Here is a 23413-nt window from a genome sequence, read left to right as displayed (position 1 = left end):
AAAACCCCGCTAATCAGCGGGGTTTTTATTGACCTGACTTAGCATGACACTCACTGGAGACGCCCAGTATGCAACTGCAACGCTTGCTGCAATTTTTTGGTTGGCCGATCACCGCAGGCGTTATTATTGCTTTACTCGCACTTTTGCTATTTCCCCAATTGCGCCAAACCAAGACCTCCGATGTACAAATGCTACAGAATCATTTGCCATATGGAGTCGTTTCTTACGCCGATGCTGTTAATCGCGCAGCCCCAGCTGTAGTGAATATTTATACTGAAAAACGCGTAATTGAGCGTTATCGCAACCTCTCAAACAACCCATTCTTTCGTCATTTATACAACAACTCCAATACACCACAGCAAGAACGCATGCAAAAAACCTTGGGATCAGGTGTGATAGTTGATAGTTCGGGACTCATTCTTACGAATAACCATGTTATCAACGGCGCTGATCGTATTGCTGTACTGCTTTACGATGGCCGCGTCACTGCAGCTGAACTAGTAGGCATGGATTCAGACAACGATTTGGCAGTACTTAAAATAGAACTTGATAACATCAGCCCAATCACGCTTGGCGACTCAGACAAAGTGAGAGTTGGCGATGTGGTGTTGGCAATTGGCAATCCGTTTGGTGTAGGACAAAGTGTCAGCCAAGGCATTGTCAGTGCTACAGGCCGTTGGAATGTTGGCATCAGCGAAGAAGCCTATCGCGAAAATTTTATTCAAACTGATGCTGCGATCAATCCTGGAAACTCCGGCGGCGCCTTGGTTGATGCTTACGGAAACTTGATAGGAATCAATACAGCGGTACTTGATGAGTACAACACTTCATCTGGAATTAGCTTTGCAGTACCAGCAAAAATTGCAATGGAAAGCTTGCGTCAAATCGCCCAACATGGACGAGTTATTCGCGGCTGGCTGGGAATTGAAGGCGGCACCCATCCGCGCACCAAAGGTATTGTGATTTCTGGAATTTATCCGAATGGCCCGGCACATATCGCCGGTGTGCGACCAAATGATATTTTGACGCACATTAATGATGAAGAGATAGAAGATGCGCGCCAATGCATGGAACTGGTGAATAAACTGGTACCGAAATCCAAAGTAAAAATGAATTTAATCCGCAATGGCGAATCGATTGAATTAGAAGCAATTGCGGGTGAACGCAGCAATACACAAACCAAGACATAACAATAATGTTGAAATAAAAATGGGCGCATCAGCGCCCATTTTTATTTCAACATTACCAACCATAATTAGTCGATAATCCGATACTCCGCCGAGCGTGCATGCGCTTCAAGATATTCACTGCGTGCAAGCACCGATGCTGTTTTGGACAACTCTGATGCACCCGATGCCGAGCACATAATAATCGAGCTGCGCTTTTGGAAATCGTACACACCCAGTGGCGATGAAAAACGCGCAGTACCCGAGGTGGGCAACACGTGGTTGGGACCAGCACAATAATCGCCCAACGCTTCAGGAGTAAAGCGCCCCATAAAAATTGCGCCCGCGTGGCGCACTTTCGGCAACCAGGCTTCCGGGTCAGCAATCGACAATTCCAAATGCTCAGGTGCGATGCGATTGCTCACAGCAATTGCCTGCTCCATATCTGCAACTTTAATCAAGGCACCGCGATTTTTTAACGACACACTGGCGATGCTTTCGCGCGCAAGTGTTGGCAATAATTTCTTAATGGATGATTCAACCTTATCCAAATATTCCGCATCCGGGCACAGCAAAATCGATTGCGCCTGTTCATCGTGCTCAGCCTGACTGAATAAATCCATCGCGATCCAATCGGGGTCGGTCAAACCATCGCACACCACTAAAATCTCAGAAGGACCAGCGATCATATCAATCGCCACCTGACCGAATACCGCGCGCTTGGCCGTCGCTACATAGATGTTACCAGGGCCGACAATTTTATCGACTTTGGCTATGGTTTCAGTGCCGTAGGCAAGCGCCGCAACTGCTTGCGCACCACCAATCGTAATGACGCGATCCACGCCCGCAATCGCTGCAGCTGCTAACACCATTGGGCTGATTTCACCATCAGGCGCGGGCACTACCATCGTTAATTCATCAACACCCGCGACCTTGGCCGGAATCGCATTCATCAACACCGATGAAGGGTAAGACGCTTTACCACCGGGCACATACAACCCCACACGTTCCATCGCCGAAATTTGCTGGCCAAGCACAGTGCCGTCAGCTTCCGTGTAGCGCCATGAACTTTGCAATTGATGCTGGTGATAACTGCGAATACGTTCAGCAGCAACTTCCAAGGCAGCACGTTGCTCAGGGCGAATTTGTGTCAGTGCATTTTGTAATTCTGCTGGTGTGACAACAAAATCATTCATGCTTTGCGCTGAACGACGGTCAAATTTATTGGTGAACTCCACCACTGCAATATCACCGCGCGTTTTGACTTGATGCAAGATGTCGTCGACAACTGCTGCAACACGGGTATCACTTACCGATTCCCAGGCCAACAATTGATCCAACTGCTGATTAAAATCGCTTTGGCTTGCATCCAAACGGGTGATGATAGAGTCAGACATGGAATTCTCTTTTAGACACAGAGTTAGACAAGATGAACTGATAATGCCGCTGATCAATTGCAAATGCACATTGGCATTTGCAATTGAGGACATAAAAAACTAATCGACCGCAACTGCCTTGGCGATATGGTCGATAATATTTTGGATTTGTACGTGTTTCATTTTCATTGAAGCTTTGTTCACGATCAAACGCGAGCTGATATCTGCAATAAAATCGCGCGGCTCCAAGCCATTCGCACGCAGGGTATTGCCGGTATCGACAATATCCACAATTTCGTCGGCCAAATTCATAATCGGTGCCAACTCCATCGCACCGTAGAGCTTGATGATATCCGTCTGGCGACCTTGGGATGCGTAATATTGTTTGGCGATATTCACATACTTGGTGGCAACACGAATACGACCAGCCGGCAGGGATTCACCCTTCACGCCAGCGGTCATTAATTTGCAGCGCGCGATATTTAAATCGAGCGGTTCATACAAACCTTCAGCGCCGTTTTCCATCAGAGTGTCTTTTCCGGAAATACCCATATCGGCCGCACCAAATTGCACGTAGGTGGGAACATCTGCACCGCGCAACAATAAAAAACGCACATTGGGTTGGGTAGTTTCAAATACCAGCTTGCGGCTCTTTTCCATATCTTCGAGCGGGCGAATATCCGCTGCCGCCAGCAGTGGTAGTGTCTCTTCCAGAATGCGCCCTTTGGTGAGCGCGATGGTCAGGGTTTGACTCATGGGTTTTACCTTTTTTATACCTTTGCGCTTATGAACCCTTAACACGGCGCACACTGGCACCGAGGCTTTGGAATTTCTGCTCGATAGCTTCGTAACCGCGATCGATGTGGTAAATGCGGTCGATCAGGGTCTCACCATCCGCCACCAAACCGGCAATCACCAAACTTGCCGAGGCGCGCAGGTCAGATGCCATTACTGGTGCCGCTTTTAAACGCTCAACACCCGTAACAATCGCCGTATTGTGTTCAAGTTCGATATGCGCACCCATACGGTTCAATTCGGCAACCTGTACCAGGCGATTTTCAAAAATCGTTTCGGTGATGTGGCTGATACCTTCAGCGACCGCATTCATTGCCATAAATTGCGATTGCATATCTGTAGGGAATGCCGGGTAAGGAGCCGTTTTCAAGCTAACTGCTTTCGGGCGCTTGCCGTGCATATCCAGCGCGATCCAGTCTTCACCAGTGGTGATATCCGCGCCCGCTTCCTGCAACTTCAATAACACGGCTTCAAGAATGTCGGCGCGGGTATTGGTCAATTTAATCTTGCCACGAGTCGCTGCAGCGGCAACCAGATAGGTGCCGGTTTCGATACGGTCAGGCATCACGCTGTATTCGCAACCGTGCAGTTTATCAACGCCATGAACTGTCAGGGTCGATGTACCTATACCTTCGATTTTCGCGCCCATAGCAACCAGCATATTGGCAAGGTCAACAATCTCAGGTTCGCGCGCCGCGTTTTCCAATACGGTTTTGCCTTCAGCCAATACCGCGGCCATCAGCAGGTTTTCAGTGCCGCCAACGGTGACCATATCCATCAGGAAATGGCAGCCTTTCAAGCGGCCATTTGAGCGAGCACGGATATAACCACCATCGATTTCGATAATCGCCCCCATGGCTTCAAGGCCGCGTAAATGGATATCCACCGGGCGCGAACCAATTGCACACCCCCCCGGGAAAGACACATTGGCTTCGCCGTAGCGCGCAAGCAATGGCCCAAGCACCAGAATCGATGCGCGCATGGTTTTTACCAGCTCGTAAGACGCGGTGTAGGAGTTGATGGTATTGGGGTCCACAATCACCACATGCTCGCCCTGAATCTCAATGGTCAGGCCGAGGGTGCGCAGCAACTGCACCATGGTAGTCATGTCTTTCAAGTGCGGAACATTGCTCAAGCGCACTTCGGAATCGGCCAAAATTGTCGCCGCCAACAGCGGCAAACCTGCATTTTTGGAACCGGAAATTCGCAGCTCGCCCGTCAGTGGACCGCTACTGTTAATCAAAAACTTATCCATACAACCCTGAAAACAAAGAAGAGAAAAAAGAGGCCCGAGCCAGCCAATGCCGACTTCAAGCCGGAGACGTTACTGTTGCTGCTGTTGCCACTGTTCGGGCGTGAAGGATTTGATGTAATCCACCGCGTGGATGCTGCGGTCAGCAAATTGCGCACTCAAGGTCGACAACACCAACTGCTGCTTTTTAACAGGGGTCAAACCGGCAAATGCAGGGCTTACGACCACCAGACCTATATGATCACCCATGACATCGACCGATTTGACATCGCAATCCGGGATTTGGCTTTCAATCAGCGCTTTGATTTGTTCAGCTTGCATAGAATTACTCGATTAAGAAGGGCTGTAATCAGAAATAAGGCGCGAAGTTTACCGGAATGTCGCCCATATCGCATCCGAAAATCCGGCACTGCAAAGCAAAACCCCCAGCGCAGGCCGGGGGTTTTGTCGATTGGCTAACTACAGATCCGGTTATGCATCAGCCAACCAATTGGCGATCACTTTATCGATATCACCGTTGTATTTTTTAAGGCTCGCCTTGAATTGACCACTGAACGATTGACCCAGGTTTACGCCATTGAGCACCACGTTGATCAATTTCCACTCGCCTGATTTTTCCTTGCGCATGGTGTAGTTCAGCTTATGGGTAGCGCCGTCGGCCGACACTTCCTGTTTGACCACCTGACGGTTGGGGTTACTGTCATCCACCCCCGCAATCACAACCTTGCTGTCGGCATAACCCAAAACACCCTTACCAAGCGATTTGACCATGCCGTCTTTAAAGACTTTTTGGAACTGTTCACGCTGTGCCGGAGTAGCCTTGGAGTATGCAGCCTTACCCATTACTGATGCAGCAATAAAAGGGAAATTCACCACTTCCTCAAGCGCCTTTTCAACTTGCTTGAAATAAACCTCATCAGCCATCTTGTCAGTATTTTTAGTCTTAACCAGACCAAACAGCTCCTGCGCGACGGTTTCAACAATTATCTGAGGACTCTGAGTGGCATCGGCAGCCTGTGATATCTGGAATCCGAGCAGCAATAACATTCCCAGAACAAAACGAGATAGATTGGTGAACACATATTTCATTGTAAAACCTTCCATATTGAGAAAAATGAACTGGTTGGCCGGGCTGAGTAAGCCTGGGCAACAGATGATCGGACAACACTACCCCCTTATGGTGCCATTCTCGTGCAAGGTATTTATTGAGGCGACTTATTAAACCAAAGGAAAGTTAAATTTAACCTGAAGCTTATTCAGGTCTTTTGCGGTGCGCACTATAACATTTCACCAATATCGGGATAACCGCATACCCGCAAAAAAGACACACCCCCACTCGCCTTGTGAAAGATGGCCGTTATAATGCAGCCCTTCTCTTTGGAATCTTGATATGACCAGCTTCGATTATCCAAGCTCTGCACGGCGCACTATACGGCTTGAAGCAGAGGCAGTAAGCGCACTGGATGGCCGTATTGGCGAAGGTTTCAGCCGCGCCTGTGAACTGATTATGGAGTGCAGCGGTAGAGTCATAGTCACCGGCATAGGCAAATCCGGTCATATTGGCAAAAAAATCGCCGCCACTCTTGCAAGTACCGGCACCCCGGCTTTTTTTGTACATCCCGCAGAAGCCAGCCATGGCGATTTGGGCATGATCGCCAAAAATGATCTGGTGCTGGCCATTTCCTACTCTGGCAGTTCCAAAGAGGTAATTACCCTGCTCCCCTTGCTCAAGCGGGCAGGCATTAAAATAATCAGCATGACAGCCAATCCCCAATCCACTCTTGGCGAGGTGGCAGAGGTCAATTTGGATATCAGCGTAGAGCATGAAGCCTGCCCGCTGGATCTGGCTCCCACCTCCAGCACTACAGCCACGCTGGTGATGGGGGATGCACTTGCCATTGCCCTGCTAGAGGCTCGCGGCTTTACTGCTGAAGATTTTGCCTTCTCTCACCCTGGAGGAGCACTGGGACGCAAACTATTACTACGCCTTGGTGACGTCATGCACACCGGTAGTGATATTCCCCATGTATCTCCCGACACCCCTTTATTGGATGCTTTGATGGTTATGTCAGAAAAAGGATTTGGCATGACAACCGTCATGAGTAATGCCCACGAGCTACTCGGCATATTTACTGATGGCGACTTGCGCCGCAGTATTGATCGGGGAATTGATGTGCGCAGCGCCAAAGTGGGTGACTTGATGAATACGACCCCCAAAATGCTGCGCGACAATACCCTCGCCGCAGAAGCCTTGGCGGTTATGGAGGAAGCCAAGATAAACGTACTACTGGTGCACAACGAACAAAAACAGTTGGTTGGTGTCGTAAAAATTAATGATTTGCTACGCGCCGGTATCATTTGATAACTGCAGCAATAATTGGACCTGGAACGAAAAAGATGAATGCTGAACTACGGGAGCGCGCTGCGCAAATCAAACTCCTGCTATTGGATGTGGATGGAGTGCTGACCGACGGGCGGCTGTTTTTCAACAATAGCGGCGATGAGTTCAAGGCATTTAATACGCTCGATGGACAGGGCATCAAAGCCCTGCAAAAAACCGGTGTCAAAGTTGGCATTATCACTGGGCGCACCAGTGATTTAGTGGCACGGCGCGCGCGGGACTTAGGGATTGATATTCTCGTTCAGGGCCGCGAGGACAAATGGGAAGCGCTGCAGGAAATCCTGCGGGAACACAGCTATGCATTGCATGAAATTGCATTCATGGGAGATGACTGGCCAGACCTGACAGTTATGACTCGCATTGGTCTTGCACTTACAGTTGCCAATGCCCATTTCAGTGTCGTAGAACGCGCGCACTGGCAAAGTCGTGAACGTGGTGGAGAGGGGGCAGTACGAGCCGCCTGCGACTTACTTATGCAAGCACAAAATACATACGATAAGGCGCTGGGCGCCTACCTGCACGGATCCTCTGCGTAAGATGAGACTAGTCGATCGAATCCAGCAAATTCACCAACAGGTTCCAGTGCCATGGATAGTTGCAATGGCTATGCTGGTGTTTTTCTTTGCATTTTCCCTGCGTCATAAAGATGACCCAAGACCAGACCCATATGCTAGCGGCGGCTTTCCACAATATTACATGACCAGCGTGGAAACCCGCGAATACGGCACCTCAGGCAATCTGCGCTATCGCCTTACCACACCGCAAATCACTCATTTTCAAAAAGATACAGAGAGCCCATCGGAACATGACTACACCATGATCGAAAGCCCTACGATGGAGTTTTTTGATGAAGACCCAACTGCACCCTGGATAGTCAATGCAAGGGAGGGTAAAAGCCAAATGAATGGTGAATTAATTCAACTTCTGAACGATGTAGAAATTCAACAACAAACGTCATCCAACGGCTTGGTGCGCATATCTACCAGCAAGCTGGATTTGCTACCCAAGACACAATTCGCGCGCACAGACAAAGCTGTTAAGATGCGCAGCGCCAAGGGTCAGATGACGGCCGAAGGCATGGAAGCTGACTTTACCAACAGTCAGTTCCAATTAAAGTCACAAGTCAAGGCTGTTTATGAACCACGTTAAATCCACTTTCAGGTTGCTTGGCCTGGTCACTGTTTTACTCAGTGCTGGCGCAGCTTGGGCATTACCCAGCGACAAAAACGAAACCATCCGTGGCTCCGCAGACAACCTAACCGTTGACCAGAAAAATGGGGTAGCCACCTATACCGGCTCAGTAGAAATCCGCCAAGGCTCCCTCACCATCAAAGCCGATTCAATCATCATTCACACCAACGCTGACGGTGGCGTTGAAAAAATGGTTGCTACAGGTAACCCGGCTAAATTCCAACAACAACCTGAAGAAACACAGGGGATAGTTACCGCCGCGGCCAAACAAATTACTTACACACCCAGCAATGAGCACTTGCTTCTGGTCGAAGATGCATCCGTCGAGCAAAATGGCGCCGTCATGAGCGGCCCACACATTAACTATGACTTGGTTAAAGAAGTCATGAAAGCCGAAGGCAACACCGCAGGTGAAGGTCAGCGGATTGAAATTGTCATCCCCCCAAAATCTGGCTCCGCAAGTGATTCACAGGCTCCCTCTTTCACTCCAGGCAGCAATTAACCTATGCCAAGTTTGCACGCGCGTCATCTCGCCAAAAGCTACAAAAAACGCAAAGTAGTTATCGATGTTTCGATCACTGTCGAGAGCGGTCACATAGTGGGTTTGTTAGGGCCAAATGGCGCTGGTAAAACAACCTGCTTTTACATGATTGCCGGCTTGGTTCCTGCCGACAACGGTAGCGTGCTTATTGATGACAGGGATATTACCCAGCTACCTATCCATGGACGCGCACGCGCTGGTATTGGCTACTTACCCCAGGAAGCATCTATCTTTCGCAAACTCACTGTCGCTGACAACATCATGGCGATACTTGAAACGCGCAAGGATTTGGACCAAAAAGCGCGTGCAGAAAAACTTGAAGCACTCTTGAGCGAATTTCATATCACGCACATCCGAGATAGTTTGGGTATGGCGCTCTCGGGGGGCGAACGTCGCCGCGTAGAAATCGCACGCGCACTGGCCACAGACCCCAAGTTTATTCTTCTGGATGAACCCTTTGCCGGTGTGGACCCCATTTCTGTAAATGACATTAAAGAAATTGTTCGCCATCTTAAAGATCGCGGCATAGGTGTATTGATAACCGACCATAATGTGCGCGAAACCCTTGATATCTGTGAAACGGCCTACATCGTCAGCGAGGGGCACATAATCGCAGAGGGCAGCGCTGATACTGTGCTGAGCAACAGCAAGGTTCGCGAAGTCTATCTGGGCGAGCACTTCCGCCTCTGACGAACAAAGCAGAAACAACTTGACAAGCAACATTCTTTGTCTACTAGGCATAAAGCTTGCTTAAGCATGTTGCTTGAAGCGCAAACCCTGACTAAACTCCACTTAACAGATGTTTTCCATACCGTGTTATTTAAGGGTTTGTTGCAACAACAATGAAACAATCTCTCCAGCTTAAACTCGGCCAACAGCTGACCATGACCCCCCAACTGCAGCAGGCAATTCGCCTCCTGCAGCTTTCAACCCTGGATTTACAGCAAGAGATCCAAGAGGCGCTTGATTCAAATCCTATGCTTGAAATGGAGGAGAGCTTTGACTCCCCTAGCCAAAGCAGTGATTACGAAGGCAGTGCTGACGATCAAATCGATTACAACCGCCAACAAGAAATTGCTGCCGAGTCCGGCACCGATACGAGTAATGATTACTCCAGTAGCGACAGCTTCACCTCTTCCACCAGCGATAGCTTTAGCGAGCCTAGTTACAGTGACACCGAGAGTTTTGGTGAGAGCGATAACTTTAGTGATGGGGAGTCATTCAGCGATAGCGATGTCTATGGGGAAAGCGAGAGTTTTAGTGCCGATAGTGGCGATTGGAGCGACTCCATTCCTTCCGATCTACCAGTAGATACCAGTTGGGATGACGTTTACCAAACCTCCGCAGCGGGAAGCTCAAACAACTTCGACAATGAAGACAGTGACTTTGAAAGCCGCCGCGCTGCAACAGACTCACTTTATGACCACCTGATGTGGCAACTTAACCTCACCCCAATGTCTGATCGTGATAGGGTGCTGGCAATGGCCATCATCGATGCCGTAGAACCCAGCGGCATGCTATCAATCAGCATTGAAGAAATATTTGAGGGAATGCGCAACGATCTGGAAGATCTGGAGTTGGATGAGGTGGTAGCGGTACAGCACCGCTTACAACAGTTTGATCCCTGCGGTGTCTGCAGCCAGAATCTTTCGGAATGCCTGCTGGTACAGCTGCAACAGTTTGACACCAAGACGCCATATCTGGATTCCGCGAAACTTATCGCCAAGCTCTATCTACCTATTTTAGGCAGCCGCGATTATCGTCAGCTGATGCGCCGCACCAAGCTTAAAGAAGCTGAACTTAGCCAAGCTATAGCCCTTATCCAGAGCCTTAACCCCCGCCCGGGCGATATTATCGCCAGCGGCGACACTGAATATGTTGTTCCTGATGTGTTTGTAGAGAAGCGCGATGGTCGCTGGATAGTGGAATTAAATCCAGAAATTGCACCGCGCCTACGCATCAATGCCAACTATGCTTCAATGGTAAAACGAGCCGACTCCAGTAGCGACAATACCTTTCTCAAAGACAATTTACAGGAGGCTCGCTGGTTTCTAAAAAGCTTACAGAGCCGTAACGAGACACTATTAAAAGTGGCGAGCTGTATTGTAGAAAAACAACGCGGCTTTCTAGACTACGGGCCGGAGGCAATGAAACCGCTGGTATTACATGACATTGCCGAGATAGTGGAAATGCATGAGTCCACCATCTCTCGTGTGACCACCCAAAAATATATGCATACACCGCAAGGTATATTTGAACTTAAGTACTTTTTCTCCAGCCACGTCAGTACCGATAGTGGAGGCGAGTGCTCATCGACAGCAATTCGCGCCATTATCAAAAAACTGGTTAGCGCTGAGAACCCCAAAAAACCCCTGAGCGATAGCAAAATTACCGACTTATTGGCGGAACAGGGAATTCAGGTGGCGCGTCGCACAATCGCAAAATATCGCGAATCGCTGAACATTCCACCTTCAAACGAACGTAAGACCATTTGACTTAGTATTGTCACTGGCAAGCAGTACCTAATTCGGAAGAAAATCAAGGATGAACTGTTAGGTTGTGCTGATCACAACCATTTTGTTTCTATCGAGAGGAAGTATCTATGCAAATAAACATTAGTGGTCATCATTTGGAAGTTACCGATTCACTAAAAGACTACGTCAACAGCAAAATTGAGCGTCTAAGTCACCACCATGATCGAATTACCAGCACCCATGTGATCCTCTCCGTTGATAAACTTATTCAGAAAGCAGAGGCCACTATCCATGTAAGTGGTAAGGACTTGTTTGCAGATGCAACCCATGATGATCTCTATGCAGCTATTGATGCCCTGGCAGATAAGCTGGATCGCCAGCTAATTAAGCACAAAGAAAAGATGCGCAGCCATCGTTAATCATCATGCGGCGGGTCGTCAGACTCGCCGCGTACTTATTGATAGAATCTTTTAGTCACACCTACCATGCAAATTCAAAATCTTATTACCCCTGGACGCACGCTTTGCGGTGTTGAGGGCGGCAGTAAAAAACGCGCCCTAGAGTTGTTAGCTAACGCTATTGCTCAGGATGTTCCGGGTATTGAGGCAGACGAACTCTTCCGCCGGCTAATCGGCAGAGAGCGCCTTGGCTCTACCGGCATAGGGCACGGCATCGCCATACCCCACTGTCGCATCGCAAATTGCAATAGCACCATAGGCGCGCTGCTCACACTGGCAGATCCAATCGATTTTGATGCCATAGATTCACAACCGGTTGACATACTGTTTGCAATGTTGGTACCCGAAGATGCTCATGATGAACATCTACAAACCCTGGCAGCACTGGCAGGAGCTCTCAACAACGCTGACTACCGCCAACGCCTGCGCACAGCGGACAGCGATACAGCACTTTTTCAAGCAGCTATAGCCGCCCCCTAGTAGGTCTATGCCATGCACCTTGTGATAGTAAGCGGGCTGTCAGGCTCAGGAAAAAGTACCGCACTGCATGTGCTGGAAGATGTTGGTTTTAATTGCATCGACAACCTACCCGTTAGCCTGCTACCAGCATTGGTAGCCCAAATACAAATCCACAAGGACGACCAGCAGCGCTTTGCCATAGGCATTGACGTGCGCAACGCCTGGCAAGACCTGAATATATTTCCGCAAATGATCAGTACACTGAAAGAGGCACATTTGCCCTTTCGGACCTTGTTTCTGGATTCTCAGCCAGCAGTACTTATTCAACGCTTTAGCGAAACACGGCGCAAACACCCACTTTCGGATAAGCACACCAGCCTTGAGGAATCCATCACGGCTGAGCAGCATTTATTGGAGCCAATCCGGGATTGTGCTGACCAAATAATCGATACCAGCCATTTGAACCTGCATGAATTGCGGGATTTAGTGAAAGAGCGTGTTGTTGGGCGCAGTGAATCGACCATGGCAATCCTGTTCGAGTCCTTTGGTTTTAAACACGGCATTCCTGTAAACGCCGATTTGGTGTTTGATGCTCGCTGTTTACCAAACCCTCACTGGAAACCCAACCTGCGCCCACTGACTGGTAAGGATCAGGATGTTATTGAGTTTTTGGAAGAACAAATCACTGTCAAAGAGATGTATGAGGACATTGAGCACTATCTGACACGCTGGCTACCTCGCTACCAAGCAAACAACCGCAGTTACATCACCATCGCTGTCGGCTGTACCGGAGGACAACATCGCTCGGTTTATCTGGCGGAACGATTACAACGTCACTTTGATCAAAGTTTTAACGATGTGCAGGTACGCCATCGCGATATCAACAAACACAAAAAGCATTAAACCATGCCAATCGAAACCCTCGACATTATCAATAAGCGTGGCTTACACGCACGTGCGGCAGCCAAGTTTGCCACTTTGGCAAACCAATTCAAGGCGAGCATTCAGGTGCGTGTGGGTGAGGGTATCTGGGCGGATGCAAAGAGTGTAATGTCTCTAATGCTACTCGCCGCAAGTTGTGGCAGCCGTATAGAAGTCAATATAGACGGCGAGGATGCGGAGATAGCGATGAGCGCTATACGCAACCTGATTGCAGATCGCTTTGAAGAAGGCGAATAAATACTCTATTGTTAATCCAAAGCAGTTGTGACTGAAGCCTCTGTGCACTAAGCTGCGCGACCTTTTAAACGCTACTCACCTTTATACTGGCTGCCAACCTTGCCGGGCTTTCATTTGGCATGACCTACTGAATACGACAGATACTTTTATGGTTTACAACTACGACGACATCAATCCGGATGACTACATTCTCAGCAAGTCGCAGGTAAAACGCGATATGCATGCCTTGCAGGCGCTGGGCGAAAGCTTGATCGATATGAATGAAAAGCAGCTGGCCAATATTCCACTCAGCGAAGAAATGTTGGATGCCATTTATATCGCCCGCAAATTACCGCCTAAAGAAGCGCGTCGCCGCCAAATCCAGTATATCGGTCGTTTGATGCGCGAAGGCAACCATGAGGAAATCAAAGCAGCGGTTGAGAAAATGCAAAACCGTAGCGATCAGTATGTGCATCGTCAGCATCAGATCGAGCGCTACCGCGATTTGCTGATTGAGGGCGACAAACAAATTTTCCAAACCCTGGTGACCTCCTGCCCGGGCCTGGATGTACAACACCTGCGTCAATTAATTCGTGCGGCACAAAAAGAAAGGGATGAAAACAAACCGCCTGCGAATGCGCGCAAACTCTTCGGTTTTATTCGCGACCAACTCGCCGCTCAGGATTAACACCAAGGTCGTATTAAAAACAAAGCCCGGAATAATCCGGGCTTTGTTTTTATAAGTCTTTTCATTTTATGGTGCATTTGCCGCATCGATCGCGTCATTAACTTCATTGGGCGATAGAATTTTCGGGCCGGGGGCCGGCTGGGTAAATGTTTCGCTGCTGTTAATCAATTTGCTGCTATCTATCCCCGCACCACTGCCCAATGCATCGGCAACTGCTTTCTTGAGCACAATAATGGCGATCCGACGATTAATAGGTTCATCGGGGCGATCAATAAGAAAAGGGGCCGCCGATCCCATCCCCTGCACTGTTGCCACCTTACCTTCTGGATAATTCCCCTCCAGTAACGCGCGGCGCGCAGCGTTAGCGCGATCTGCTGACAATTCCCAGTTGGTATAACTGGCACCTACACCATAGGGAGTCGAGTCGGTATGGCCAGTCACACTGATTTTGTTCTGTACCTTGTTCAGTATCGGGGCAAGCGCATGAAGCACCTCCACCGAATAGGGTTTGAGGTTGGCGCTGCCGACATCAAACATGGGGCGCTGGTCTTTATCAACAATCTGGATTCTCAACCCCAACGCGGTAAAGTCGATTAAGATTTGATCCTTAATTTGCTGGAACACCGAATCGAGTGCATTGATTTCCGTCTCCAGTTGTCGTTTGAGCTCCTCCAGCTGTTCGTTTTCGATCCGCTCCATCTCTTTTTTGATCTGATCCTCTGTAACCTCTTGCGCAGGCGTATCATCCACCTCTGCAGGAATCAGCGGCTCGGTAGGTTGTTCCAAATTAATTATGCCTGGATTGGCACCACCCTCACCCACTACATATGGGCTGCCAGGGTCTTGAAAGTAACCTGAGATGGCCTTTTTTTCCTCAGGCGAGGTGCTTCCCAGCAGCCACATCAAGAGAAAGAAGGCCATCATTGCGGTCATAAAATCGGCGAGTGCAACCTTCCAGGAACCGCCATGATGCCCATGGCCATGCCCCTTTTTCTTTTTGATGATGATCGGCTGCTGAGCTGAATTCTTTTCCATGGAAAATCGACCTTACTTCTTGCTGGCGCGATACTGCTCTTCCAGTTCTTTGAAACTGGGACGAACACTGTGGAAAAGAACTTTACGGCCAAACTCGACGGCTACCTGCGGTGGCACACCATTCATAGAGGCCACTAATACCGCTTTGATACATTCGTAAGCGCGGCCTTCATCGCGAACCTTACCCTGTAGATAGCTGGAAAAGGGGGCGATAAAACCATAGGCGAACAAAATCCCCAGCAGCGTTCCCACCAGTGCCGCGGCTACCGCCGCACCAATTTCAGCAGGCGGGCCGCCAATTTTGCCCATGGTGATAATCACCCCGAGCACCGCCGCCACAATACCAAAACCAGGTAAGCCATCAGCGGCATTCTGGATTGCACCGGGCACGACCGATGCCTCTGTATGATGCCCTTCCAACTCTTGCTCCATGAGGGACTCCAGTTCGTGCGGAGCCATGTTGCCCGCCACCATGATGCGCAGGTAATCACAGATAAATTCTACGATGTGATGATCTTTAAGAATGGACGCGTAGTTGGCAAAAATCGGGCTGGTTTCCGGCTCTTCAATATCCCCTTCAATAGCCATCAAACCTTCACGGCGGGTTTTGTTGAGTATGTCGTAGAGTAAAGTCAGCAGCTCCAGGTAAAACACCTTATTGAACTTGGAAGGCGTCATCAGGGAACCGCCGGATTTGATAACGCCGATAGTTACCGATAGCGGGTTGCCAATAATCATTGCGCCAAAGGAAGCACCGCAAATGATCAACACCTCGATGGGGGACATAAGTGCCATGGGGTTGCCGCCGTGCACAGCAAAACCACCAATCACACAACCCAGGACAACGATGATGCCCAAAATAATGTTCACGCAAAAACCCCCAATCCAGAATCCGATTGCCCAGCATTTGCGGACACCGGTTGAAATAACAAAATAATTCAGACGACAAGCTTAACAGTACCGTTTGAGTATAGGCAGCCTGAATTGAGGTTCAAGACAAGAACCGGATTTAATCCTCCAGCAGCCCACCAAACCTTAATCAAACACGCCTGAAGTACATAAAGCATCGTAGAATATCGGCCAAATTCTTATTTACACGAGTAGGCATTAATGAAAATTGACGAACTTAGCCCCGCACAGCGGGAAAAACTGGAAGCAGCGGCGTTTCGCCGTTTAGTTGCTCATTTGGATAGCCGCAAAGATGCACAGAACATTGATTTAATGAACCTTGCAGGCTTTTGTCGCAACTGTTTGAGCAAGTGGTATGTTGCAGCCGGAGCCGAACAGCACATCGAATTGGATTACGAGGACGCTCGCACCCACATTTATGGCATGCCCTACAGCGAGTGGAAAGCGCAATTCCAGACAGAAGCCAGTGCTGAGCAACAAGCCAAATTTGCCCAGGAAATGACCAAAAAAAATTAATGCGGCGGATACTAAAAAGCCGCTGCAATCGCAACGGCTTTTTAGTGCTAGGCAGGCAGGATCAACCCAGCTTTTGATTTAGTTTCGCGTTCAGCTTATTAGTGTCAGCGATTTATTTAAGCTGATAGGCGGTGACTGTATTTTTGAAAAAGTTAGGCACATAGAGTTGCTGGGAAGCTTGATCATAACCTATATCAGCTGTATTAATTTTTGCCTCGCGCGAATCGATCAAACGCTCCAAACGACCATCGCTGTGAACGTAATACACCAGCCCCACCCAGCAAGACACCAGAAATTCTCCGGGTTTGGTCATTTCAATACCATCAATACCCGCCTCAAAACCCTTGGCGATAACCTGGCGATTTTTATCAGCATCAATCATCAATAGCTCTGGGCCAGCGCCTACCAGCAAACTGGAACCCAAGGCTTTTAAACCGTTAGCGCTACTGACATTTTCCAAATAAGTATCCATTTTTCCCTTGTGGAAACGGTGAACTTTATTGGTTCTGGTGTCAGACACATACACAACTCCGGCAGAGCTAACTGTTACATCATTTAAAAACACAGCTTTCTCAACCGGAATTTTTTGTGTCACTTGTTGTTTTTTAATATCGATAATGACCAGCTCGGTAATGTCAGCCACATATAGATAATTACCGTCAATGGCCATGCCTTTGGGCGCATTTAATCCAGTAATCCAATCCTTATCGATGAGTTTGCCATCGGTAGTTAACTTGGCTATACCGCCCTTGCCATCCGCTTGATCACCCTGACCGTCAATCAACGCCACAAACAGAAATGGCGATTTTTTATCGGCGACATAAAGCACCGACTCAGGAGTAGGTAAATCACTCGCCTGCCACAACTGCTCCAATTGTTTAGTCGCCTGAGCACCAGCAACTAACGGAAAAAAACAGGCAACAAACAACACAATGAATTTTTTCATGGGTGAACCTCATTCTGGTTATGCATTAACAGCGGCTTGCACCGGGAGTGGCTGGGCCGGCCCAGGAGTATTTGCACCCGCATGGTGCCACCAGCGAATTACTGCAGCCAAAATGTTTTACATATCCTTGCGCAAGGTGTTTGAAGCTAGAACAGATGGCATTTACTAGCGACGGCTTTATCGAGACCCGCGAAATGATTGCGCTCCGCCAACCTAAGCTCTACCCTAGCGTTTTGATCAGCCACTAATTACCAGATGCCTATGAAACCCAGTGTCGATAAACACGCCCCCAAATCCAAAGCCACCATCAAGGATGTTGCCAAACTGGCCGGCGTCTCGTTTAAAACCGTTTCGCGTGTCATTAATAAAGAAGGGACTGTCGGGCAAGAATTGCAGGAAAAGGTTATGCAGGCGGTTAAAGCGCTGAATTACCAACCTAATCTTTCCGCACGTTTGCTGCGCGGCGCAGCGTCTTCTATTGGTTTTATTTACGACAACCCCAACAGCAACTACGTCATTGATATGCAAAAGGGAATTTTAGGGGAGTGCCGCCGCCAGGGTTATGAACTGGTAATTCACCCCTGTGATTCCAAAGCAGAAGATATTATTGATGAAGTGCTCAATATGGTGGATCGCAGCCAAGTGGGTGGACTGGTTCTTACGCCGCCCATCTCTGAAATGCCGGAAATACTTTCTGTGCTGAACAAACGCAAAATTCCGTTTGTACGCATTCTCTCCGGCTCACAACCACCGGATAAAAAAGGCCCCTGCATTTTTGTAGATGACCGCACCGCGGCTTACAAAATCACCCAATACCTGATTGATTTAGGGCATAAAGCTATCGCCTTTTTAGGCGGGGAAGAATCGCATAAATCCAGTATTGAACGCTTGGAGGGCTACAAAGCCGCACTCAAAGCCAACAAAATCACCCTGGATAAAAAATTAATTATTCCCGGTGAATATTCGTTTGAGTCAGGTGTAAAACGCACTCGCCAACTATTGGCAACCAATTTAAAACCCACTGCCGTATTTGCTTGTAACGATGAAATTGCGGCGGGCACTTTATTTGCCGCGCGCATTCAGGGTGTGGAGGTGCCGCAGCAACTTTCCATCGTCGGCTTTGAGGATAGCCCCTTCTCCCGCCAAGCCTGGCCCAACCTCACCACCGCACAGCAACCCAACACCACTATTGCCGAGCGTGCGACAGGTTTATTAATCGACACTATTCGCGCGGCGCGCGATGTGGAGAGTGAAGGTTTTTATCCACAACTGATTGTGCGCGACTCGACTTGCCCTGCGCCANCGGCTTGTTTACACACGCCGTCCTTTCGCGTTTTATACCATTGAATTTTTTAGTGATGCCTTAACCTACGCCCATTAGGCACGCCCCAAACGCTCTAACAATTTTTGATTTTCCATTTCGATGTGTTTGTAAAAATCCACATCCGACAGTTGTGATGCAGCGGCTTCATCTATTACCAACACTACCTGCTCATGCAATTGCAAGGCAGACGCCGGACAGGCCGCTGTTAAAGGCCCCTCCACAGTCGCTTTAATTGCCTCCGCTTTATTTTCACCGGTCGCCAGCAACGCCACTTTTTTGGATTCCAAAATAGTGCCTATACCCATGGTGATGGATAAGTGAGGCTGGTATTCATCTGCAGCAAAAAAGCGTGCGTTATCTTCGATAGTGGCGCGCGTAAGGGTTTTAACCCGCGTGCGCGACATGAGCGAGGATGACGGCTCATTAAACCCAATATGGCCATTGCGACCAATACCAAGCAATTGAATATCTATACCGCCTTTTTGTTTGATGGCAGTTTCATAAATTTCACACGCGCTAAAAGGATCTTGCGCATCACCCGGCGGCACATTGGTTTGCGCCTTGTCGATATCAATATGATCAAATAATTGTTGATTCATAAAATAACGATAACTTTGCGGATGCGTAGAAGGCAAACCAAGGTACTCATCCAAATTAAAACTGCTGACCTGTTTAAATGACACGGCGCCATTGTTGTACGCGGCAATTAATTCTTTATACAGCGCAACCGGTGTAGAGCCAGTCGCTAAACCCAATACCGAATCGGGCTTGCGGTTAATTTGTTTAATAAAAATATCCGCACCATAACGGGCAACTGCTGCGGCATCTTTCAAAATAACAACTTTCATTGAACACTCCAGTGAGTGGTGATAACTAAAAATTAGCACTAAGGCTTTGCAAGGGTAACGGCTTGCAGACTGTCGGAGACAAGGATGCCGACGACAAGCCTACAGGGATGTATCCACGGCGTGTCTGCAAGCGGTTACCCTTGCAGAGCCGATATCATTAACCGGGCAAATTGTGTTCTCGCAAATCGCCCGCCACACAGGTTAAGGTCACACGATAATCATCGGTAAAGTGAACCAGGTCAGCGCGATAGTTCGGTGCAATGCGCCCTAAATAATTATCCACCTGCATAAATTGCGCAGGGTATAACGAGGCCATACGCAAACTTTCTCCCAGCTCTACACCAACCCAAGTGGTATTCAAACGCACCGCATCAATCATCCCTATTGCACTGCCCGCCAAACGCCCCTCGGCGTTTACCAGGCAACCGTCTTTTTCAAAAATAGTTTCACCATAAATTTGAAAGGATTTTTCTGGTGAGCCAACGGTGGACATAGCATCAGTCACCAAATACATTTTGCCTTTGGGTTTTGCAGCGTAAGCAATACGCGCGGATGCCGCATGCACATGATAGGTATCAATAATAATGCCGCACCAACTGTTAGCATCTTCCAGCGCTGCGCCAACTACACCCGGCTCGCGCCCGGTTGTGGGGCGCATGGCGTTATATAAATGCGTAAAACCGGAAAGCCCTTCGTTTAACGCCGCAACAACCTGCTCGTAATGGGCATCGGTATGACCAGCGCACACCACAACACCTGCTGAGGTTAATTGTTTAATTTGCCCCGGCGCGGCATGTTCGGGCGCAAGGGTGAGCATGACTTTAAAATCGTGTTGGCTTTTTACAGAGTCCACCAGCCAATCTATATCGGCTTGCTCCATAGTGCGAATGTAGCGCTCGTTATGCGCACCACGGCGTGCCATATCAAAAAATGGCCCCTCCACATGCACACCCAATACACCTTTCATACCCGCGGCAACCGCATCAGCCACGGCTTTAACACCGGCTTGATGCACAGCGCGGGTATCGCTAATTAGCGTTGGCAGTAACGAGGTAGTTCCAGTGGGGCGATGCCCATCGAGCATGGTTTGAATCGCCTGCGGTGTAGTGCTGTTGGTAAAAAAAGCACCACCACCACCGTTGACTTGTAAATCAATAAAACCGGGCGCAATCACACCACCCTGCAAAGGTACTTGTGTAATGCTGTTATCCAACTGCGCACAGGGCACTAATTCAACAATTTTTTCACCTTGAATGACCAGCGCATGATCATCCAAAAAAATGTCGCCCGTAAAAATACGCGCACCGACTAAAGCTTGTTTCATAGGTTTACCTTTAGGTTTATACAGGCTAAAACCAAAGATTAAAAAGTGTTTACAGGCTGATAATGATGTTGCGCTTGTGTAGTACCCAAGCGACAAACCAAAGTACTAACACCATCAAAAGTGCAAACAATAAAGAAGCCAAATAGGGATCTGTAATCCGTTGAAACCCATCGTAAAGTGCAACATAAGCAGACTTATCACCCACCGGAATTAAATAGAGTGTGGTGGCGAGCAGCCCGGATAACACATAAATAAATAGCGGGTTTTTGCCGATAATTTCAAAAAAACGATACACCGGTTTTATCGCATTAGCGACGGCGGATTCCTCAACTTTTACCAGGAGCAATAACCATAAAATGGCTACACCGCAGGTGAGTAACACAAACGAACTGGTCCAGAGGGATTTATTAATAGGGAAAAGGTTGTGCCAAAGTATGGCGACAGCAATCAATAAAAGTGCAGCAACAAATAACTGACTGAGCGCTTTGGTTTTGTTTTCACTCGCCAGCAGCACTCGTGTTGCTTCAAAACCAATAATCACATTCACGATAGAGGGAAACGTGCTGAGAATACCTTCAGGGTCAAAGGCCAAACCCTTGCCTTGCCAAAGGTGGCTTTCACCCAGCAGTGCAATATCCAACTGCCGCACCAGGTTGTGCTCAAGACTGTAAGGATCTGCAGCGAGGTTCAACAGCGCCCAATAAACCAAAAGTATTACTGCGCTAATCAGCGTGCGACCAGCAAAACCAAAATACAAAATAATAAACGCTGCAAATCCGTAGGCTATGGCAATACGCTGCAACACACCCATCACTCGCCACTGTTCTAGGGGCTGAGTGAATGGGTAAGCAGACAACAATACGCCGATAATAAATAGCAGCAACACGCGGCGCAGAATTTTTTGCGCTTGTGCCGCAGGAGTTAATTGTTGCAAACCGCGCACAGCAAAAAACATCGCGGAGCCGACAATAAACATAAAAAAAGGAAACACAAAATCAGTGGGCGTCGCGCCATGCCAGTCGGCATGTAACAGCGGCGCATAGACATGGTTCCATGAACCTGGGGTATTGACCAGAATCATTAACGCGAGGGTCAAACCGCGCATCACATCCAAAGCAAGAAAACGTTGTTTGACCACAGGTACCTCGCAGGCAATCATTTTTTGGAAACAACTCGCAAACCAGTGTGCGAATAAATTATTTCCAGCTGCGCAGTTTGTGTCCTTTTGCTGCGTAATAAAGAATGAACAAATAACAGGGCGTCATAACGATATAGGCTGTCTGGCGATCCACAATCGTAGATGCGGCACCAAGAATCACCGGCACTACAGCGCCGCCCGCAATCGCCATAATTAATAATGCAGAGCCGGTAGCGGTGTATTTACCCAAACCACTTAATGCCAGTGGCCAAATTGCAGGCCAGACAATCGCGTTAGCCAAACCCAGTAAAGCGATACACAAAATAGTGTTAGGGATAGCAGGCATACCCAGAAATGCAAAGACCGAAGAAATACTGGTGGATTCATTACTGCCAAGCACTATGGCCAAACTTAAACAGACACCCAACACCGCAGAAATTAACAACATATTTTGCTGGGAAATAACTCGCGGAATTAACACTATGCCAAGGATGTATCCAAACACCATGCAGGACATAGTGATTGAAGTCAGAATAGAAAAATTGGTGTACCCAATACTGCGCCCGTAGGAACCGATGGTATCGCCGGCGATGACCTCAACCCCCACGTATAAAAACAATGCCACCACACCCAACACCAAATTTGGAAATTGGAAAACATCACGCAGCGGCAACTTCTCTTCTTTGTCTTCCTCCAGATCCAATTCCGGCAGTGAGGAAATGCGCACTAAAAATGCAACTATGCCAATAACCACTGCCATATAGATGTAGGGCAATACCAAATTATTGGCGAGCTGTTCAATTTCTTCCGCACTGGGAGTCTGTGATGTTGCTCCGCTCATACCACCAAGAATTAACGCAGTAAAAACCAGTGGTGCAACAATACCGGCAGATTTATTCAGAATGCCCATAATACTGATGCGACGCGCTGCTGACTCCTCTGGCCCCATTTTTACCACATAGGGATTCACTGCCGTTTGCACCAAGGTCTGACCGGCACCCATCATAAATTGCGCTACCAAAAACAGCAGGAACCAATGAGTTTTTGCCGCAGGAATATACAAAAGCGCGGCCGACGCCATGACTGCCAAACCAATCGCCATACCGTTTTTGTAGCCGACTTTGCGAATCACCCAGGACGATGGCAAAGCAAAAACCGTTACTGCAATATAAAACGAAAATAAAATAAACGAAGCCTGAAACGGCGTGAGCGACAACACCAATTCCAAATAAGGCATTAACGAACCATTGAGCCAGGTTACAAAGCCAAAAATAAAAAACAATCCAGCAATCATTGCCAAGGGAACAACACTGGAGGATTGCTTGGGTACCGCCATAGTTTCGACTGACATATTAAGTAACCTGCACTAGTGGGTTTACGTTTTAATTTATGTTTTTAGGTTAAACGATTGGTA

General features: G+C 48.4%; 26 protein-coding genes. 14 read left to right on the top strand and 12 right to left on the bottom strand.

The annotated features are described in order from the left end of the window. The first annotated feature begins 68 nt into the window (after window positions 1–68). The gene (locus ACFODX_RS12225; protein ID WP_378119478.1) at window positions 69–1190 is read left to right on the top strand and encodes a S1C family serine protease; all 1122 of its coding nucleotides are present in this window, start codon (window positions 69–71) and stop codon (window positions 1188–1190) included. A gap of 65 nt (window positions 1191–1255) precedes the next feature. On the opposite strand, the gene hisD is transcribed toward ACFODX_RS12225, so the two are convergent. From hisD to ACFODX_RS12200, 5 genes are all read right to left on the bottom strand, one after another. Beyond that, the gene (gene hisD, locus ACFODX_RS12220) at window positions 1256–2563 is read right to left on the bottom strand and encodes a histidinol dehydrogenase (RefSeq protein WP_378119476.1); all 1308 of its coding nucleotides are present in this window, start codon (window positions 2561–2563) and stop codon (window positions 1256–1258) included. A 99-nt stretch (window positions 2564–2662) separates the two neighbouring features. Next, window positions 2663–3298 carry an ATP phosphoribosyltransferase gene (hisG, locus tag ACFODX_RS12215; RefSeq protein ID WP_331344489.1) on the bottom strand — a complete coding sequence of 212 codons (636 nt, stop codon included), beginning with the start codon at window positions 3296–3298 and terminating at the stop codon, window positions 2663–2665. A gap of 28 nt (window positions 3299–3326) precedes the next feature. Beyond that, window positions 3327–4592, bottom strand: coding sequence for a UDP-N-acetylglucosamine 1-carboxyvinyltransferase (murA, locus tag ACFODX_RS12210; protein WP_378119473.1), 1266 nt, complete (start codon window positions 4590–4592; stop codon window positions 3327–3329). A gap of 69 nt (window positions 4593–4661) precedes the next feature. Further along, a complete protein-coding gene (locus ACFODX_RS12205; protein WP_378119471.1) occupies window positions 4662–4910 on the bottom strand; it encodes a BolA family protein in 249 nt (82 codons plus the stop codon). Between the two features lie 150 nt (window positions 4911–5060). Beyond that, window positions 5061–5678: an MlaC/ttg2D family ABC transporter substrate-binding protein gene (locus tag ACFODX_RS12200; protein WP_378119469.1), complete on the bottom strand. Its 618-nt coding sequence runs from the start codon at window positions 5676–5678 to the stop codon at window positions 5061–5063. A 301-nt stretch (window positions 5679–5979) separates the two neighbouring features. On the opposite strand from ACFODX_RS12200, the gene ACFODX_RS12195 reads away from it, so the two are divergent. From ACFODX_RS12195 to yjgA, 11 genes are all read left to right on the top strand, one after another. After that, window positions 5980–6951: a KpsF/GutQ family sugar-phosphate isomerase gene (locus tag ACFODX_RS12195; RefSeq protein WP_378119467.1), complete on the top strand. Its 972-nt coding sequence runs from the start codon at window positions 5980–5982 to the stop codon at window positions 6949–6951. Between the two features lie 35 nt (window positions 6952–6986). After that, on the top strand, window positions 6987–7526 hold the full coding sequence (locus ACFODX_RS12190; protein ID WP_378119465.1) for a KdsC family phosphatase: 540 nt from the start codon (window positions 6987–6989) through the stop codon (window positions 7524–7526). 1 nt (window position 7527) lies between these two features. Further along, complete coding sequence (gene lptC / locus ACFODX_RS12185) at window positions 7528–8139, top strand: LPS export ABC transporter periplasmic protein LptC (protein WP_378119463.1); 612 nt, start codon at window positions 7528–7530, stop codon at window positions 8137–8139. Further along, window positions 8126–8683, top strand: a complete 558-nt coding sequence (gene lptA / locus ACFODX_RS12180) for a lipopolysaccharide transport periplasmic protein LptA (protein ID WP_378119461.1) — start codon at window positions 8126–8128, stop codon at window positions 8681–8683. The genes lptC and lptA overlap by 14 nt, the downstream gene beginning before the upstream one ends. Before the next feature lie 3 nt (window positions 8684–8686). After that, window positions 8687–9412 (top strand): LPS export ABC transporter ATP-binding protein, encoded by a 726-nt coding sequence (gene lptB, locus ACFODX_RS12175; RefSeq protein WP_378119459.1) that lies wholly within the window; start codon window positions 8687–8689, stop codon window positions 9410–9412. Window positions 9413–9564: 152 nt separating this feature from the next. Next, on the top strand, window positions 9565–11217 hold the full coding sequence (locus ACFODX_RS12170; RefSeq protein WP_378119457.1) for an RNA polymerase factor sigma-54: 1653 nt from the start codon (window positions 9565–9567) through the stop codon (window positions 11215–11217). A 107-nt stretch (window positions 11218–11324) separates the two neighbouring features. Continuing rightward, entirely contained in the window at window positions 11325–11615 is a 291-nt protein-coding gene (gene hpf, locus ACFODX_RS12165) for a ribosome hibernation-promoting factor, HPF/YfiA family (protein WP_324257851.1), read from the top strand. 66 nt (window positions 11616–11681) lie between these two features. After that, on the top strand, window positions 11682–12134 hold the full coding sequence (gene ptsN / locus ACFODX_RS12160; protein WP_378119454.1) for a PTS IIA-like nitrogen regulatory protein PtsN: 453 nt from the start codon (window positions 11682–11684) through the stop codon (window positions 12132–12134). A gap of 12 nt (window positions 12135–12146) precedes the next feature. Continuing rightward, window positions 12147–13016 carry an RNase adapter RapZ gene (gene rapZ / locus ACFODX_RS12155; protein ID WP_324257853.1) on the top strand — a complete coding sequence of 290 codons (870 nt, stop codon included), beginning with the start codon at window positions 12147–12149 and terminating at the stop codon, window positions 13014–13016. Between the two features lie 3 nt (window positions 13017–13019). Beyond that, window positions 13020–13292 carry an HPr family phosphocarrier protein gene (locus tag ACFODX_RS12150; protein ID WP_324257854.1) on the top strand — a complete coding sequence of 91 codons (273 nt, stop codon included), beginning with the start codon at window positions 13020–13022 and terminating at the stop codon, window positions 13290–13292. 148 nt (window positions 13293–13440) lie between these two features. After that, entirely contained in the window at window positions 13441–13959 is a 519-nt protein-coding gene (yjgA, locus tag ACFODX_RS12145) for a ribosome biogenesis factor YjgA (protein WP_324257856.1), read from the top strand. A 66-nt stretch (window positions 13960–14025) separates the two neighbouring features. On the opposite strand, the gene motB is transcribed toward yjgA, so the two are convergent. Both motB and motA read right to left on the bottom strand, forming a co-directional pair. Continuing rightward, the gene (motB, locus tag ACFODX_RS12140; RefSeq protein ID WP_378119451.1) at window positions 14026–14994 is read right to left on the bottom strand and encodes a flagellar motor protein MotB; all 969 of its coding nucleotides are present in this window, start codon (window positions 14992–14994) and stop codon (window positions 14026–14028) included. Between the two features lie 12 nt (window positions 14995–15006). Continuing rightward, window positions 15007–15864, bottom strand: coding sequence for a flagellar motor stator protein MotA (motA, locus tag ACFODX_RS12135; RefSeq protein ID WP_378119449.1), 858 nt, complete (start codon window positions 15862–15864; stop codon window positions 15007–15009). Window positions 15865–16104: 240 nt separating this feature from the next. Here motA and ACFODX_RS12130 point away from each other — a divergent pair, with 240 nt between their 5' ends. Next, window positions 16105–16419: a DUF1244 domain-containing protein gene (locus tag ACFODX_RS12130; RefSeq protein ID WP_378119447.1), complete on the top strand. Its 315-nt coding sequence runs from the start codon at window positions 16105–16107 to the stop codon at window positions 16417–16419. 112 nt (window positions 16420–16531) lie between these two features. Here ACFODX_RS12130 and ACFODX_RS12125 read toward each other — a convergent pair whose 3' ends face one another. Next, window positions 16532–17365, bottom strand: a complete 834-nt coding sequence (locus ACFODX_RS12125; protein WP_378119445.1) for a GTP-binding protein — start codon at window positions 17363–17365, stop codon at window positions 16532–16534. Between the two features lie 261 nt (window positions 17366–17626). On the opposite strand from ACFODX_RS12125, the gene ACFODX_RS12120 reads away from it, so the two are divergent. Then, a complete protein-coding gene (locus ACFODX_RS12120) occupies window positions 17627–18712 on the top strand; it encodes a LacI family DNA-binding transcriptional regulator (RefSeq protein ID WP_378119443.1) in 1086 nt (361 codons plus the stop codon). A gap of 30 nt (window positions 18713–18742) precedes the next feature. Here the strand turns inward: ACFODX_RS12120 and nagB are convergent, their stop codons facing one another. The 4 genes from nagB to nagP form a co-directional block, all read right to left on the bottom strand. Then, on the bottom strand, window positions 18743–19537 hold the full coding sequence (nagB, locus tag ACFODX_RS12115; protein ID WP_378119441.1) for a glucosamine-6-phosphate deaminase: 795 nt from the start codon (window positions 19535–19537) through the stop codon (window positions 18743–18745). Window positions 19538–19694: 157 nt separating this feature from the next. After that, window positions 19695–20861 carry an N-acetylglucosamine-6-phosphate deacetylase gene (gene nagA / locus ACFODX_RS12110; RefSeq protein WP_378119439.1) on the bottom strand — a complete coding sequence of 389 codons (1167 nt, stop codon included), beginning with the start codon at window positions 20859–20861 and terminating at the stop codon, window positions 19695–19697. A 49-nt stretch (window positions 20862–20910) separates the two neighbouring features. Continuing rightward, window positions 20911–21999, bottom strand: coding sequence for an acyltransferase family protein (locus ACFODX_RS12105; protein ID WP_378119436.1), 1089 nt, complete (start codon window positions 21997–21999; stop codon window positions 20911–20913). A 58-nt stretch (window positions 22000–22057) separates the two neighbouring features. Continuing rightward, complete coding sequence (gene nagP, locus ACFODX_RS12100; RefSeq protein ID WP_378119434.1) at window positions 22058–23350, bottom strand: N-acetylglucosamine MFS transporter NagP; 1293 nt, start codon at window positions 23348–23350, stop codon at window positions 22058–22060. Window positions 23351–23413: the final 63 nt, after the last annotated feature.

Origin of the sequence: Cellvibrio fontiphilus (assembly GCF_042646205.1) — a bacterium.
Taxonomy (GTDB): Bacteria; Pseudomonadota; Gammaproteobacteria; order Pseudomonadales; family Cellvibrionaceae; genus Cellvibrio; species Cellvibrio fontiphilus_A.
This window is presented reverse-complemented; position numbering and strand designations above follow the sequence as displayed.